Origin of the sequence: Halopseudomonas xinjiangensis (assembly GCF_900104945.1) — a bacterium.
Lineage (GTDB): Bacteria > Pseudomonadota > Gammaproteobacteria > Pseudomonadales > Pseudomonadaceae > Halopseudomonas > Halopseudomonas xinjiangensis.
This window is the reverse complement of sequence record NZ_LT629736.1, coordinates 632607-646295: the sequence shown is the minus strand read 5'-3', so window position 1 is coordinate 646295 and position 13689 is coordinate 632607. Positions and strand designations below refer to the sequence as shown.

14 protein-coding genes are annotated in these 13689 nt (G+C 62.0%); 7 read left to right on the top strand and 7 right to left on the bottom strand.

Annotated features, from left to right (window positions below):
- Nucleotides 1-81 precede the first annotated feature (81 nt).
- Nucleotides 82-1533 carry a pyruvate kinase gene (gene pyk / locus BLT85_RS02970; protein WP_093391747.1) on the top strand — a complete coding sequence of 484 codons (1452 nt, stop codon included), beginning with the start codon at nt 82-84 and terminating at the stop codon, nt 1531-1533.
- 84 nt (nt 1534-1617) lie between these two features.
- Here pyk and BLT85_RS02965 read toward each other — a convergent pair whose 3' ends face one another.
- A complete protein-coding gene (locus tag BLT85_RS02965; RefSeq protein ID WP_093391746.1) occupies nt 1618-2094 on the bottom strand; it encodes a COG4315 family predicted lipoprotein in 477 nt (158 codons plus the stop codon).
- Nucleotides 2095-2289: 195 nt separating this feature from the next.
- A complete protein-coding gene (locus BLT85_RS02960) occupies nt 2290-3810 on the bottom strand; it encodes a fumarate hydratase (protein ID WP_093391745.1) in 1521 nt (506 codons plus the stop codon).
- 258 nt (nt 3811-4068) lie between these two features.
- Between BLT85_RS02960 and BLT85_RS02955 the strand changes: the two genes are divergently transcribed.
- From BLT85_RS02955 to BLT85_RS02945, 3 genes are read left to right on the top strand one after another with little or no spacing between them, the layout of a single operon-like run.
- Nucleotides 4069-5193 (top strand): GGDEF domain-containing protein, encoded by a 1125-nt coding sequence (locus tag BLT85_RS02955; RefSeq protein WP_093391744.1) that lies wholly within the window; start codon nt 4069-4071, stop codon nt 5191-5193.
- A complete protein-coding gene (locus BLT85_RS02950; protein ID WP_172829801.1) occupies nt 5186-6124 on the top strand; it encodes a 2Fe-2S iron-sulfur cluster-binding protein in 939 nt (312 codons plus the stop codon). Before BLT85_RS02955 ends, BLT85_RS02950 begins: the two co-directional genes overlap by 8 nt.
- 15 nt (nt 6125-6139) lie before the next feature.
- Complete coding sequence (locus BLT85_RS02945) at nt 6140-6904, top strand: enoyl-CoA hydratase (RefSeq protein WP_093391742.1); 765 nt, start codon at nt 6140-6142, stop codon at nt 6902-6904.
- Nucleotides 6905-6922: 18 nt separating this feature from the next.
- On the opposite strand, the gene BLT85_RS02940 is transcribed toward BLT85_RS02945, so the two are convergent.
- Both BLT85_RS02940 and BLT85_RS02935 read right to left on the bottom strand, forming a co-directional pair.
- The gene (locus BLT85_RS02940; protein WP_093391741.1) at nt 6923-8080 is read right to left on the bottom strand and encodes a phospholipase D-like domain-containing protein; all 1158 of its coding nucleotides are present in this window, start codon (nt 8078-8080) and stop codon (nt 6923-6925) included.
- A gap of 8 nt (nt 8081-8088) precedes the next feature.
- Nucleotides 8089-8874 (bottom strand): oxygen-binding di-iron domain-containing protein, encoded by a 786-nt coding sequence (locus tag BLT85_RS02935; protein ID WP_093391740.1) that lies wholly within the window; start codon nt 8872-8874, stop codon nt 8089-8091.
- Nucleotides 8875-9071: 197 nt separating this feature from the next.
- Here BLT85_RS02935 and BLT85_RS02930 point away from each other — a divergent pair, with 197 nt between their 5' ends.
- Complete coding sequence (locus tag BLT85_RS02930; protein ID WP_093391739.1) at nt 9072-9830, top strand: GNAT family N-acetyltransferase; 759 nt, start codon at nt 9072-9074, stop codon at nt 9828-9830.
- 71 nt (nt 9831-9901) lie between these two features.
- Entirely contained in the window at nt 9902-10630 is a 729-nt protein-coding gene (locus tag BLT85_RS02925; RefSeq protein ID WP_093397341.1) for a lysophospholipid acyltransferase family protein, read from the top strand.
- Here the strand turns inward: BLT85_RS02925 and BLT85_RS02920 are convergent.
- Nucleotides 10561-11199 (bottom strand): acyl carrier protein phosphodiesterase, encoded by a 639-nt coding sequence (locus tag BLT85_RS02920; protein WP_093391738.1) that lies wholly within the window; start codon nt 11197-11199, stop codon nt 10561-10563. The two genes, BLT85_RS02925 and BLT85_RS02920, sit on opposite strands and share 70 nt — an antisense overlap.
- Nucleotides 11199-12077: a hypothetical protein gene (locus tag BLT85_RS02915; RefSeq protein ID WP_157718106.1), complete on the bottom strand. Its 879-nt coding sequence runs from the start codon at nt 12075-12077 to the stop codon at nt 11199-11201. The genes BLT85_RS02920 and BLT85_RS02915 overlap by 1 nt, the downstream gene beginning before the upstream one ends.
- 227 nt (nt 12078-12304) lie before the next feature.
- Here BLT85_RS02915 and BLT85_RS02910 point away from each other — a divergent pair, with 227 nt between their 5' ends.
- On the top strand, nt 12305-12652 hold the full coding sequence (locus BLT85_RS02910) for a hypothetical protein (protein WP_093391736.1): 348 nt from the start codon (nt 12305-12307) through the stop codon (nt 12650-12652).
- Here BLT85_RS02910 and BLT85_RS02905 read toward each other — a convergent pair.
- Nucleotides 12639-13637, bottom strand: a complete 999-nt coding sequence (locus tag BLT85_RS02905) for an NAD-dependent epimerase/dehydratase family protein (RefSeq protein ID WP_093391735.1) — start codon at nt 13635-13637, stop codon at nt 12639-12641. The genes BLT85_RS02910 and BLT85_RS02905 overlap by 14 nt on opposite strands.
- Between the last annotated feature and the right edge of the window lie 52 nt (nt 13638-13689).

Sequence of the window (13689 nt, the reverse complement as noted above, 5' to 3'; positions counted from 1 at the left end):
CAGCGGCCTGTCATGCGTCGATCATATGCTCTATTGTAGGCCGCAAATACCTGCCAACGCCGATATCGGAGGAATCCATCGATGACACTGCGCCGCACCAAGATCGTAGCCACCCTGGGCCCGGCCAGCACCAGCCCGGAGTGTATCGCAGCACTTATCGACGCGGGGATGGATGTTGCCCGAATGAACTTCTCCCACGGCACGCCGGACGAGCACCGTGAGCGGGCTCGTCTGGTCCGCGAGCTGGCTGCTGATCGCGGCCGGCACGTGGCGCTGCTGGGTGATTTGCAAGGCCCGAAGATCCGCATTGCACGCTTCAGCGAAGGCAAGACGCAGCTGGAGGTGGGTGATCACTTCCGACTGTCCACGTCTCATCCACTGGACGAAGGCAACCATGACGTGGTGGGTATCGATTATCCCCAGTTGGTCGAAGATTGTCGGGCCGGTGACGAGCTGCTACTCGATGACGGACGGATCGTGTTGCGGGTCGATAGCGTCGGACGCGACGAGGTGCGCTGCACCGTCACCGCCGGTGGCACCCTGTCCAACCACAAGGGCATCAACCGTCGCGGCGGCGGCCTTTCGGCCGCAGCGCTGACCGACAAGGACCGCGCAGACATCGTCCTCGCCGCCGAACTGAACATGGAATACGTGGCCGTGTCCTTCCCACGGGACGCATCGGACATGCATCTGGCACGCAAGCTGCTGGCTGATTCCGAATCCCAGGCCTGGCTGATCGCCAAGATCGAGCGCGCCGAAGCGGTTGCCGATCAGGCGGCGCTGGACGGTCTGATCGAGGCCAGCGACGGTGTCATGGTCGCCCGTGGCGACCTGGGCGTGGAGATTGGCGACGCCGAGCTGGTGGGCATTCAGAAGTTGATCATCAGCCGCGCCCGGGCGCAGAACAAGGTGGTGATCACCGCAACGCAGATGATGGAGTCGATGATCAGCAGCCCTCTACCGACCCGCGCCGAAGTGTCCGATGTCGCCAACGCCGCGTTGGACTATACCGATGCGGTCATGCTCTCGGCCGAGAGCGCCGCGGGCAAGTACCCCATCGAAGCAGTTCAGGCGATGGCACGGGTGTGCATTGGTGCGGAAAAACACCCCACCAGCCAACAATCGGGCCACCGTCTGCATGAAAAATTCGAGCGCTGCGATGAGACCGTAGCCCTCGCGGCAATGTACGCCGGCAATCATTTTCCCGGAGTGACCGCAGTGATTACCCTGACGGAGACCGGACATACGCCTTTGATCATGTCGCGCATCCGTTCGCCGCTGCCGATATTCGCTCTGTCCCCCAATGCGCAGACCCTTGGCAAGGTAGCGATGATGCGCGGCGTACAGTCCATCTTCTTCAACCCGGCCGAGCTGAACTCGAGCGACGTGAATCACGAGGCGGTCAACCGGCTGTTGCAGCTCGGGCATGTCAAAGCGGGCGATTGGGTGATCCTGACCAAGGGCGACGTGTACAACTCACGCGGCGGCACCAACTCGATGAAACTGCTGCACGTCGGCGAGCGGCTGGTCTGAGCAGGCCGATTGCGAGCCAAGTAAAAAGCGGAAGCGACGGGGCAGCCTGGCTTGCCGAACCCGTCGCCCCTGCATTAGCCGACCTTACTGCTGCTGTTCCTTTTCGACCTTCGAGCCATCGGGCGCGACGAGATACCACTCGCCTCCGAAGCCGTGAACATCTTGGCCCTGCGGGGCGTTGGCGCCGGAATCCTTCTGGAAGTAGTACAGCGGCCAGCCGCCGTAAGTGACCTGGGTCTGCCCATCGGCGCGCTTGAACGTCGAGACCAGATCCTGTTGCAACTGATCGCCCACCTTCGGCTCGCCCTCGATGGTATACGCCGGCCAGACCTTCAGGCATTCATCCTGGCAGCTGCTTCTCGCCTTGGAACTGCCCTGCCCTTGCGTATCGGTGGTGAACAGGTAAAGCGCGCCGCCATCGGCGTCGACGATGTACTCGCCAAACTGCTTGGATTGCTTGACCTGCAGATCTGCCTCGCCCGACTGCGCCACGGCGGCACCGGAAAGAGCCAGACCGGTGGCTGCGGCGATCATCGACAAGACGTGCATTTTCTTACTCATGGTTGTTCTCCGACTGGTTGATCGACTGACAGAACCGATTGAGTTCGATACTGCGCCTGGGCGGCGAGGCCAACGCAGGCCAGCGCCGCTCTCTTTCAGAGAGAGCCAGGGTCGGTAGAGTTCATGCCATGCGACGGAGCGTCTTCCACAAGCAAAAAACCCGGCCGAAGCCGGGTTTTTCAAGCAAGCGAAGAATCAGACTTCGACCGCCAGGCTATCGGCGATCTTCTTCTGCCAGATCTGCGGGCCGGTGATATGCGCAGACTCGCCAGTCGAGTCGACCGCCACGGTGACCGGCATGTCCTTGACCTCGAACTCGTAGATCGCCTCCATACCCAGTTCCGCAAACGCCAGCACGTCGGCTTTCTTGATTGCCTGGGCAACCAGGTACGCTGCCCCGCCCACGGCCATCAGATACACCGCCTTGTGATCCTTGATCGCTTCGATCGCGATCGGACCACGTTCGGACTTGCCGATCATGCCAAGCAGGCCGGTCTGATCGAGAATCTGGCGAGTGAACTTGTCCATGCGGGTGGCCGTGGTCGGGCCGGCCGGTCCAACCACCTCGTCACGCACCGGATCGACCGGGCCCACGTAGTAGATGAATCGACCTTTCAGATCTACCGGCAACTGTTCGCCCTTGTTGAGCATGTCAACCATGCGCTTGTGTGCCGCGTCGCGACCGGTGAGCATCTTGCCGGAGAGCAGCACGGTTTCGCCGCTCTTCCAGCTCAGTACGTCTTCCGGGGTGACGGTATCCAGATTCACACGGCGCACGCCGCTGCCGACTTCCCAGGTGATGTCCGGGTAGGCATCCATCGGTGGCGCTTCGAGCACGGCCGGACCGCTTCCGTCGAGAACGAAATGCGCATGGCGCGTGGCGGCGCAGTTGGGAATCATGCATACCGGCAAACTGGCAGCGTGGGTCGGGTAATCCTTGATCTTGATGTCCAGTACCGTGGTCAGACCGCCCAGACCCTGAGCGCCAATACCCAGCGCGTTGACCTTGTCCATGATCTCCAGACGCAGCTCCTCGACACGGTTCTGCGGGCCACGCTTGCGCAGTTCGTGAATATCGATGGAGTCCATCAGTGATTCCTTCGCCAACACCGCCGCTTTCTCGGCAGTACCGCCAATGCCGATGCCGAGCATGCCCGGGGGACACCAGCCGGCGCCCATGGTCGGCACGGTCTTCACCACCCAGTCGACAATCGAGTCGGACGGGTTGAGCATGACCATCTTCGACTTGTTCTCGGACCCGCCGCCCTTGGCTGCGACATGGAATTCGACGGTATCGCCCGGGACGATTTCGTAGTGGATAACCGCCGGGGTGTTGTCCTTGGTGTTGGTCCGCTTACCAGCAGGGTCGGCGAGGATCGATGCGCGCAGCACGTTTTCCGGCAGGTTGTACGCGCGTCGCACGCCCTCGTTGATCATGTCGTCCAGGCCCATGGTGGCACCGTCCCAGCGTACGTTCATGCCAACCTTGACGAACACGGTGACGATACCGGTGTCCTGGCAGATCGGCCGGTGGCCAGTCGCGCACATGCGCGAGTTGATCAGAATCTGAGCCATGGCGTCGCGCGCCGCAGGCGATTCTTCGCGCTGATAGGCTTCGTGCACAGCCTGAATGAAATCCACGGGGTGGTAATAGGAAATGTACTGCAGCGCGTCTGCCACGCTTTGAATCAGGTCGTCTTGCTTGATTACGGCCATGCTCGGACAGGCTCCTATGGTTTGGCGACTGACAGTACTGTCGCGAGAAGGACAGTACTGCCAGAATCACGGACAAAGCGGCGAGCGGGCCATGCAGCCCTTGCTCTGAAAACAACAGGTGCCAGAGTATACCCGAGCCGGCACGAGACGGCAGCGTTGCACGGGGCTTTGACGTCCGGTCTCGACAAAATGACTAGGCAAACCGAGACTGGAACGATAGATTGACGTCAAAGTGCCATCATCTGGAAGAGGCATGATGTGATAGCGAAGGATTCGAAGGAAAGCAGGAATCAGGCGCTGCGTTTACAGCGCTTCTATCTTGCGCAGATCAGTTACATCATCAGCTATTCGGTGGTAGCGGTGGCCTGGCTGGTCGGACAGTACAACGGTGAGATGTGGCACGCAGCAAGCCACGTCGCACTGGGACTTGCCACCCAAGGCGCTTTTTTCGCGATGTTCATCACCGGGATGAATCTGCGCTTCAGGGATCCCAGCCTGACCAGCCCGCAGATAGCCGTCGCCACCATACTGGTGACCTATCTTCTGTCTCAGACCACTGACATACGCGGCAGCCTGCTAATGCTCTACCCACTGAGCCTGCTGTTCGGCGTGTTCATGCTGTCGATGCGCTCGTTCATCATGCACGCGGCGTTTGCCCTCGCCTGCTATACGCTCCTGCTGACTTATGAGATCAACCTCGGCTCGCACAATCGCGAGCTGTCGGCGAGCCTGCTGGAATGGTTAATTCTCGCCTGCTTTCTGACCTGGCTGTGCCTGTTCGGCTCGTATGTGCGGGAGTTGCAGGAGCGTCTTCAGCGGCGCCACCAGACGCTGCAGGTGCATCAGGAAACGCTCAAGGGCATGATGGGTCAGCTACAAAGCCTGGCAGCCACCGACGCCTTGACCGGCCTGGCGAACCGCAGGCATTTTCTCAACGAGGCCGAGCGCAGGATTCACTTGCTTGGCCCGCCGCGTACGCTGGGGCTGGCACTGATTGATCTGGATCATTTCAAGCGCATCAATGACCGTTTCGGCCATGCGGTCGGCGACGAAGTCTTGCGCGGCTTCGCCGAACTGGCCAAGGCCAATCTGCGTGGCGACGACCTGATAGCGCGTTTTGGCGGAGAGGAATTCATTCTGATACTCGGTAACAGCGATATGGCGACGCTTACCCATTGCGTTGAACGCATCCGCGAGGCGTTCGCGCGGATGCAGTTTCCCGGCCTGCCCGAGGAGATGCGCTGCACGCTGTCGGCCGGCCTCTGCCTGATACGCGCCGATGACGATCTGGAGGGATGCATCCAGCAGGCCGACCAGGCCCTGTACCTGGCCAAGGAAAACGGCCGTAACCGCAGCGAAGCGTATCAGCACGTCCATGTCTGAAGTCAGGGTCGCCGGACAGAAGCTCGTGGTCGAGCCCGGAGCGAACCTGCTCGATGCGTTGCAGAGTGCCGGACTGCCGGTCGCTTCCTCGTGCCGCGCCGGGCATTGCCAGACCTGCCTGGTACGCAGCGAATCGGAAGCTGTTCCCGCCTCGGCGCGCGCCGGATTGAGCGCGGCCCAACAGCAGGCCGGCTGGCTGTTGAGTTGCCAGTGCACCGTCGCGGCTGATCTCGAGGTGCAACTGCTCGATCCCTCCCGCGACGCCACGCCCGCTACCGTACACAGCGTGGACCGGCTTGCTCCGTCGCTGGTTCGCCTGCGTCTGGTTGCGCAACGACCGATGCGCTTCGCCCCCGCCCAGCACCTTACAATCTGGTTGAATGACAGGCTCGCGCGACCTTACTCGATCGCCAGTCTGGCAAGCGATCCGTGGCTGGAGTTTCATATTCGCGTCCATCCGCACGGGGTTTTCTCACAAGCGATCAGTCGGGTCGAAGCTGGTGAGACTGTGCATCTGGGCGCAGCATCCGGGCATCTGCAGTTCGATACTCAATGGCTGGACGTGCCCCTACTGCTGCTCGCCAGGGGTTCCGGCCTCGCCCCACTCCAGGCCCTCGCCCGCGACGCGCTCGACAGGGGGCACCGACAGGGCATTGCATTATGGCATTGGCATTCCGATGCTGATAATGGCTGCTATCTCGGCGATGCGCTGCTAGAACTGCAGCATGCAAACCCGTCGCTGGTGTTGCAGTTTCGCCACGCCAGCCAACTGTCGCAGGATTTGAAGACACTGCGCATTGCCTCGCGGCGCACAGTCGCGCTGGCCGCCGGAAGCCCTTCTTTCGTCGAGCAGTTGCGTCGGCCGCTGTTCATGGCCGGCTTGCCGGGTCGGCAGATCATTGACGAAGCCTTCGCCACCAGCAAGGCCTGACCAGAGGAGATACCCGTGAGCGAGCACCTGTTGGAAGAGCGTAACGAGGCGGTCCTGACCCTGACCATGCACCGCCCGGACAAGAAGAATGCCCTGACCCGGGACATGTACGGAGCGATGGCCACCGCCATCAACGCAGCACAGGAAGACGCCAGCATCCGCGCCGTAATCATACGGGGCAGTGCCGAATGCTTCACCAGCGGCAACGATGTCAGCGATTTTCTCAACGCCCCGGCAAGCGAACCGGAAAGCCCGGTGTATCGATTCCTGAAGGCGATCTGTCACGCGGACAAACCACTGATCGCTGCGGTGAACGGGCCTGCGGTGGGTGTCGGCACCACCATGCTGCTGCACTGCGATCTGATTTATGTCGCCGAGAACGCCCGACTGAAGATGCCGTTCGTCAACCTTGGCCTTTGCCCCGAGGCGGGCTCCAGCTTCCTTCTGCCGCGCCTGCTAGGACATCCGCGTACCGCCGAACTTCTGCTGCTGGGTGAAGAGATCAGTGGGTCGCGTGCGGTCGAATTCGGCCTGGCCAACCAGGCACTGCCTGCCGGCCAACCGGTATTCGATGCGGCCATGTCTGCCGCTCGTCGCATCGCCGAGCTGCCCCCGGAATCCATGCGCCTGACCAAGCAACTGATCAAGCGCGGCGTGGCGGATGTGGCGTCGCGGGTGATGGATGAGGAAGGTGAACACTTCTCCAAGCTGCTCGGCGGACCTGAGGCTCGCGAAGCGCTCGCTGCGTTCATGCAGAAGCGCAAGCCGGTGTTCAACTGAAGTCGTTCGGCCAGGCGCTCAACGGCGAATACTGAACCAGATCGACACCAGCCGGTTGAGGCTTGACCAGACGCGAATCTTCAATCGGTGCCAGAGCGACAGCGACTTCCAGGCAGCACGAGTCCATTCGAAGCTGTCTTGGAAGTCGACTTCAAAGCTTTGCTGCACTGCCTGAGCAAGAGCCGAATCGATGGCGTTCTGGTTCGCCTCGAGATTCCAGTGCAGGCTCCAGTTATCGAAATTGCACGAGCCGAGACTGACCCAGTCATCAACCAGAACCGTTTTCAAATGCAAAAACCGCGGCTGGAATTCATAGATGCGCACCCCTGACCTGAGAAGCCGTGCGTAGAATCTCTGCCCGGCGTAGCGAATCGAAGGATGGTCGTGCTTCGGACCGCTGAGCAGCAGGCGCACATCGACGCCGCGCCGCGCCGCGCGCATCAAGGAGCGGCGGACACGCCACGCAGGCAGAAAGTAGGGCGTCGCCAGCCAGACGCGCCGCTCGGCACGCGCCACGGTCGCGAACAACGATTGCAGAACCTCCTGCTGTGAACTTGCATCGGCGTAGGTAACCCGAGCCCAGCCGTCCCCGGTCTCCGGCGTACGGGGGATGCTGGCTTTGCCGGTTCCGGTCGGCTTGCGACGCCAACCGGAACCGGACGCCTTCCACTGCCGTTCGAACAGGTCAAGCCAGTCGCTGACCACCGGACCCTGAACGGCCAGCATCTGCTCGTGCCAGGGGCAGAAGCCGCCTTCAACGGGCTGACAGAACTCATCGGTAAAGCCGGTACCGCCCACGAAAGCCAGTTGTTCGTCGACCAGTAGCAGCTTGCGGTGATCACGGTGGAAGTTGCCAACCCAATGGAACAGCCGTAGCGGGTTGTAGAAGCGCAGCTCGACGCCGGCGTCCAGCAGGCGTTGGCGGTCATCGCTGTCCATTTCGTGACTACCCAGACTGTCGAGCAGACAGCGCACCCGCACGCCACGCTCCACCGCTTCGATCAGCGTGGCGATCACCCGATCGCTACTCTCTCCACTGCTGACCAGATACAACTCTACGTCGATGGTCCGGCACGCCTGCTCCATCTCCCGGATGATGCGGGGGAAGAAGACGGTGCCGTCTATGAGCAGTTCGAAGCGGTTATCCTTGCGCCACGGATATACAGGGCCAGCCATGCGTACCTTTAACAGGGTATGGAATAGTCGTCCTGCTCGAGCAGATCCAGCCCGCACTGCAGCTGGCTGATCCAGTCGAGGAACGCATTGATCATAGCAGGCCCGACAAATGGTCGCCCGTGCTGCGGGACGATCATGCTCGGATTCAACTGCCGAACCATATTGGCCCACAATCGGCATGCCTTGTTCCCCGCCATGTAGCGACGGTGAAAGCCCTCCATGCTCGGCAGATGCGCTGTGAAATCGGCGACCGGCTCGGCGTCGTCTACCAGCGAGGCACCCATGTCGCCGGAAAACAGGATCCGGCTGACAGGGTCGAAGAACTGCAAGTTGCCCACCGAATGCAGGAAGTGCGCCGGAAGCGCCTTGATCACGGTCTCGCCGAGCGGGATCAACTGACCGCGATCCGGCACGGCGATCATCCGGTCGGTGGTGCTTTGGCCATGGTGCCTGGTCAGATACGCAGCCGAAAGATGGGGCAGAAAGCGTGCCCATAATTTCGAGCAAACCACCTTGCATCCGGTGTGCAGGAACCATTTGTCCAGTGATGCGATGATGTCCGGATCCTGGTGAGAGGCGAACACGTAGGTCAGTTCGCGCAGCGGAATATAATCGCTTACCGCCAGCGACAACGGCATGTAAGTCAGATCACCACCCGGATCGAGCAGGGCATGCTGGTTATGGTCGATGATCAGAAACTGGTTGGACTGGACGCCGTCGCCGGTCACCAGTTGATCGAAGCAGAGTACCTTGTGCGGTCCGTTGTCGAACAGGACGCGAGCTGTGCGGGCCATCGGATATCCTTGTCTGGGCTGGATAAAAGACAGCGCACGTTATAAGCGACTACCCGTTCCGCGATACTGACTTGCGTCAACGCAGCGCTGCTCGGCGGCTGTCATGCGAGCGCCACAAAGACGTCATCTACCTGACACCCACCCGTCCTAGCATCGGCCTTGAAGATCATTCCAGGCCGCCCTGACGGAGGTGCCCCATGACTCACGCCGCAGTAGCACTCGAGCAAACCCCTACTCGCCACCTTGTGGTCGAACTCGCCAGCGATCAGGAAACCCTTCGCGAAGCCCAACGACTGCGTTTCCGGGTGTTCGGCGAAGAATGCGGGGCGAACCTGCATGACGCAGACGGCGGGCTTGATCAGGACCGCTTCGATCTGTACTGCGAGCACCTGGTGGTTCGTGATCTATTTACCGGACAACTGGTCGCAACCACTCGGTTGCTCGACAGCCAGCGGTCGCAACAGGCTGGTGGCTTCTATAGCGAAGGCGAGTTTCAATTGGTCGGCCTGACCGCCCTGCGCGGCGACATTCTCGAGATCGGCCGCACCTGCGTGCACCCCGACTACCGCAACGGCGCCACCATCTCCGTACTCTGGGCAGGTCTGGCGCAGGTAATGAACGAGCGGCGCTACGAATACCTTATGGGTTGTGCCAGCATCGACATGAGCGACGGCGGAGTGCAGGCGCACGCGATCATGCAACGGCTGCGTGATCGGTATCTCAGCCGCGACCACCTGAACGCGATTCCCCGCCTGCCGGTGCCCGAGCTTGACCTGCCGGCAAACGTGACCGCGCAGCTGCCGCCGCTGCTCAAGGCTTACATGCGCCTGGGTGCGAAAATCTGCGGCGAGCCATGCTGGGATCCGGATTTCAACGTGGCCGACGTGTTCATCCTGCTGCGCCGCGAACAGCTGTGTCCTCGCTATGCCAAGCACTTCAAGGCAGCGTGCGAGTGAGTCCGGGACCGCTGTTGCGACGACTCTGGCGGGTACCGGCAGTTGCCGTGTGGATTGCTTGCGGGCTGGTCATGGCTGGTCTGGCCGCCCTGCTGACGCGGCTTGTTCCTGCACAGACGCAGGCGATCAGATCACGGCTTTCGCAGGTATGGATGAGCGGCTTGGTCAGCTTGCTGCCGTTACGCGTGCGCTGCCTCGGCGCGCTGCCTCGGCAGCCCTCGCTCTGGTTGAGCAACCACGTGTCCTGGGTAGACATCGTACTGCTCGGCAGGTTGGCTCCACTGCACTTCTTGTCCAAGGCAGAAGTCGCTGCCTGGCCGGTGATCGGCTGGCTGGCAAAAGGCGCCGGTACGCTGTTCATTCAGCGCGGAACCGGCGCGGCGACCTCGCTCAACGATCAGCTCAGCGGCATGCTCGCAGCCGGGCACAGTCTGATGATCTTCCCCGAAGGCACTACCACCGCCGGAGACAGAGTGCGTACCTTCCACGGTCGATTGCTCGGGTGTGCAGTGGAAACGGGCGCGCCAGTGCAACCGGTGGCGATCGCCTACAGGCGTTGCGGCGAACGGGACAGCGTCGCGCCCTTCATCAATGACGATGAGTTCACTGCCCACCTGTGGCGCCTGCTTGGCAGCGAACGGATCGACGTAGAGATTCACCTGCTGCCGCCCCTGCGAGCCGGCAGTGCGCCGCGCAACCAGCTGGCGCGCGAAGCGCGCGCGTCCGTCATTCAGGTGTTGGGCCTCGAAGACGGCGCCGACACCAATGCCTCCCCTTCACTCTCCAGACGCGCCGCCTGAGCCGAGGCAAACGCGGTCACCTCGGGCATGAATGCCAGGAAGTCAGCCTCGAACCCGGTGTACTCCGCCTCCAGTTCGGCTGCCCCGCCTGGCAGGCTGGTTTGCCGGCTGAACCGACGCGCCATGTTATCCAGCGCCTGGTGCAGCGATTCGACGTGAACGTACGAGCCGAGCCAGTCATGGGTTGCCATCCGCGTAATGACCAACCGGGCGCGATCAGGCATCAGATGCTGATTGGCTAGCAAGTCTGCATACGCCTGGTCAGTGAACGCCGAAAGCGACACGGCTTCGAAACGCTGCCAGTGCCTGGCGAGCATATGGTCATAAAACATGTCGACCATGATGCCGGCGAAGCGGCGACGCAGCGGACTGACGCGCCTCTTGCTCAGAGCTACCAGCGGATGCGCATCGGTGAAAGCATCGATCTGCCGGTGCAACCAGATTCCCTCGCGTACCCCGGCAGGTAACTGCATGCTCCCTATCGGTCCCTTGACGAAGTCACCGAGCATGCTGCCGAGCAGACGCTCAGGATCGCGCGGCCCCAGATACAGGTGCGCGAGGAAATTCATCAGGGAGAGGATATCTGCTGTTGCAGCGTACGCATCTGCTCCTGCAGCGTGGTCAGGCTGCGGTTGGTCTGCAGCCGGAACGAGTCGATCGAACGCAGCTCCTGCTCAAGAGAGGACAGTCGCTGGTCCAGCTCGCTGCGAATGACGAGCAATTCCTGAGCAACATCTACATCAGGCTGCTCCTGTCGCAGCTGCTCCAATGCGCGTTGTTGTGCCGTCAACCGCTGCGATTGTGCGGCCAGTTGCTGCTCCAGTTCATTGACTGTCGCCAGACGGTCGTCGATGACCCGCATCGATTCGCGCAGCTGGATCAACTCCTCGCGCAGCGTGCTGGCGGTGTCGTCCCCCGCATCGAGTCGCCCTGCAAGGGTAGCGATGCGCTGATCCACCTGGTCGAGTCGACTCTGCTGCTGGGTGTCGCGCTCGCGCGCCGTGGCACCGCCGCGCTGCACTTCTTCGGCTTGCTGGTTGACGCGGGCAGCCAGTTCGCCAAGACGTGCGCTCAAGCCTTCAAGCGTCTGGCGCGTCTGCTCGACATCGCTCAGCGCCGATTGGGTCGTTGACACCTGACCGCTGATGTCCTGCAGACGCCCCGCCGCCTCCTCGCTTATCTCGGCGAAGCTGTTCTGCGTGGCCACTAGCTGCCGTTGTAGTCGAGCCTGCTGCTGCTGGGTCCAGTAGCCGAGTCCGATCAATGCCAGGATCAGCGCACCGCAGACTGCCCACAGGGCACCGTTGCGACCTGAGGAGGCCTCGGCCCGAGGCGGCGGCGCTCGCAACGAGTCGCCAGCGGCCATGCGCGGCGATGGCCTGCGGTCGGAACGCTCTTCATCCAGCGCACTGATCGACGGCAACTCGTCCGGGTCACGTTCTCTCATGTCCATTCAACTCCATGTCTCTCAAATGTCGCAAACCGTGATCGCCAGCGGTGCATGGGCCGCACCGTCAGCTTGCAATCAGGTGGTTCGCCGCGCGTGATTTGGCCGCTGGCCTGGCTTGCAGGCCGCGCCGAATACGGAACCGCTCGAAGTGGTATGTATTCTGCTTGCTTGGCTGCTGCTTGGCTAGGCTCCCGGTGCCAGGCCTGCCAAAAAGGGGGAAAGACATGATCAGCGAAGCACAATTCAACCGCGGCACGCTGGATTGCATGACGGCACTGCGACGGCTACTCAAACAGGATACCGGCGTGGTCATCCGCCTGGCCGAACCGGACGCCATCGAACGGTTGTTGCAACTGAGTCACGACAGTCAGCGGGCAGACATTCGAGAACTCGGCTTGCGCCTGTCGAATATGCTCGAACCGCTGGCTGGCGTGGAAGATGGGGGACGGGCGCAGGGCGCTATTGCGTCACGCCGTTACCGGGTAGCGCGACTGCCCGACCCGGCGACCGAAGTCCCGGCGCCCGCCTCGACCAGCGTGCGCATCTACCGCGGACAGATCATTCGGAACTAGGCGTGCCCGCCTGCCACCAGGCAGCGAAGCCTTCGAGACCTTCGTCCGTGGACACCCTAGGCTGATAGCCAAGCATGTGCCTGGCAGCGGAAATGTCCAGGTTGAAATCGCGTGCCATCACCGCCATGCCCAGCCGCGAGACCGGCGGCTCCGGCTGGCCGGGTTCACGCGCGGCCCGCCATTCGGCCAGTGCTGCCATGGCATAGGCCAGACGAAACGGCACATGTCTGGTCAGCGGCGGGAGATCCAGCCGCTGCAGCAGGTGGTTAAAGGTCGGCCAGAACCGGACCGGCGCGCCGTTGCTGATGTTATAGGCGCGCCCCAACGCGGCATCGGGTGCTTTCAGCGCCAGGAGCATGGCATCCGCCACGTTCTCCACCGGCGTCAGGTCGACCCGGTTCTGGCCCTTGCCGACGATGCGCAGCCGACCGGCACCGTGAGCTCGCAGCAGCCGCGGAAAGATCGATGCGTCCCCTGCGCCGATGACGAAGCGCGGGCGCAGGGCGATGACTTCAAGGCCAACGCGACCGGCGAGAAACACTGCCTGGTCGGCCATGTACTTGGTCGCGCCGTAGTGATCAAAGAAGCGGCGTGGTACGAAGTCCTCCTTGATATCGCGGTGATCCTTGCCATCGAAATAGATGGACGGCGATGAGAGATGCACAAAGCGTCGCACGCCATTGCGCCGCGCGCTGTCGAGCATATGCTCGGTGACGGTGACATTGGCCTGATGGAAATGCTGATAGCTGCCCCAGGTGCCGACCGCTTCGGCGCAGTGAACGATGGCTTCGCAATCATGCGCAAGACGTGCGGCGAACTCGGCGTCGCCCAGGTCGCCGCTTACGCATTCGCCTCCTCGTCGCGCCAGCCACTCCATCGGCTCGGTCCGACGACCATTGCAGCGCACCTCGAACCCCGCATCGAGCGCCTGCGCGGCGAACCGCCCGCCAATGAAGCCGCTGGCTCCTGTTACCAGAATTCGCATGGGTCTCGCTCCTTTTTTGGGACACTCTAGCAGTTTTGCCATGGCCGTCCCC

Bases quoted from the DNA above. Each gene is read 5' to 3' on its own strand.
- pyk (WP_093391747.1), top strand. From the start codon at position 82: ATGACACTGCGCCGCACCAAGATCGTAGCCACCCTGGGCCCGGCCAGC.
- BLT85_RS02965 (WP_093391746.1), bottom strand. From the start codon at position 2,094: ATGAGTAAGAAAATGCACGTCTTGTCGATGATCGCCGCAGCCACCGGT.
- BLT85_RS02960 (WP_093391745.1), bottom strand. From the start codon at position 3,810: ATGGCCGTAATCAAGCAAGACGACCTGATTCAAAGCGTGGCAGACGCG.
- BLT85_RS02950 (WP_172829801.1), top strand. From the start codon at position 5,186: ATGTCTGAAGTCAGGGTCGCCGGACAGAAGCTCGTGGTCGAGCCCGGA.
- BLT85_RS02940 (WP_093391741.1), bottom strand. From the start codon at position 8,080: ATGGCTGGCCCTGTATATCCGTGGCGCAAGGATAACCGCTTCGAACTG.
- BLT85_RS02935 (WP_093391740.1), bottom strand. From the start codon at position 8,874: ATGGCCCGCACAGCTCGCGTCCTGTTCGACAACGGACCGCACAAGGTA.
- BLT85_RS02930 (WP_093391739.1), top strand. From the start codon at position 9,072: ATGACTCACGCCGCAGTAGCACTCGAGCAAACCCCTACTCGCCACCTT.
- BLT85_RS02925 (WP_093397341.1), top strand. From the start codon at position 9,902: ATGGCTGGTCTGGCCGCCCTGCTGACGCGGCTTGTTCCTGCACAGACG.
- BLT85_RS02920 (WP_093391738.1), bottom strand. From the start codon at position 11,199: ATGAATTTCCTCGCGCACCTGTATCTGGGGCCGCGCGATCCTGAGCGT.
- BLT85_RS02915 (WP_157718106.1), bottom strand. From the start codon at position 12,077: ATGAGAGAACGTGACCCGGACGAGTTGCCGTCGATCAGTGCGCTGGAT.
- BLT85_RS02910 (WP_093391736.1), top strand. From the start codon at position 12,305: ATGATCAGCGAAGCACAATTCAACCGCGGCACGCTGGATTGCATGACG.
- BLT85_RS02905 (WP_093391735.1), bottom strand. From the start codon at position 13,637: ATGCGAATTCTGGTAACAGGAGCCAGCGGCTTCATTGGCGGGCGGTTC.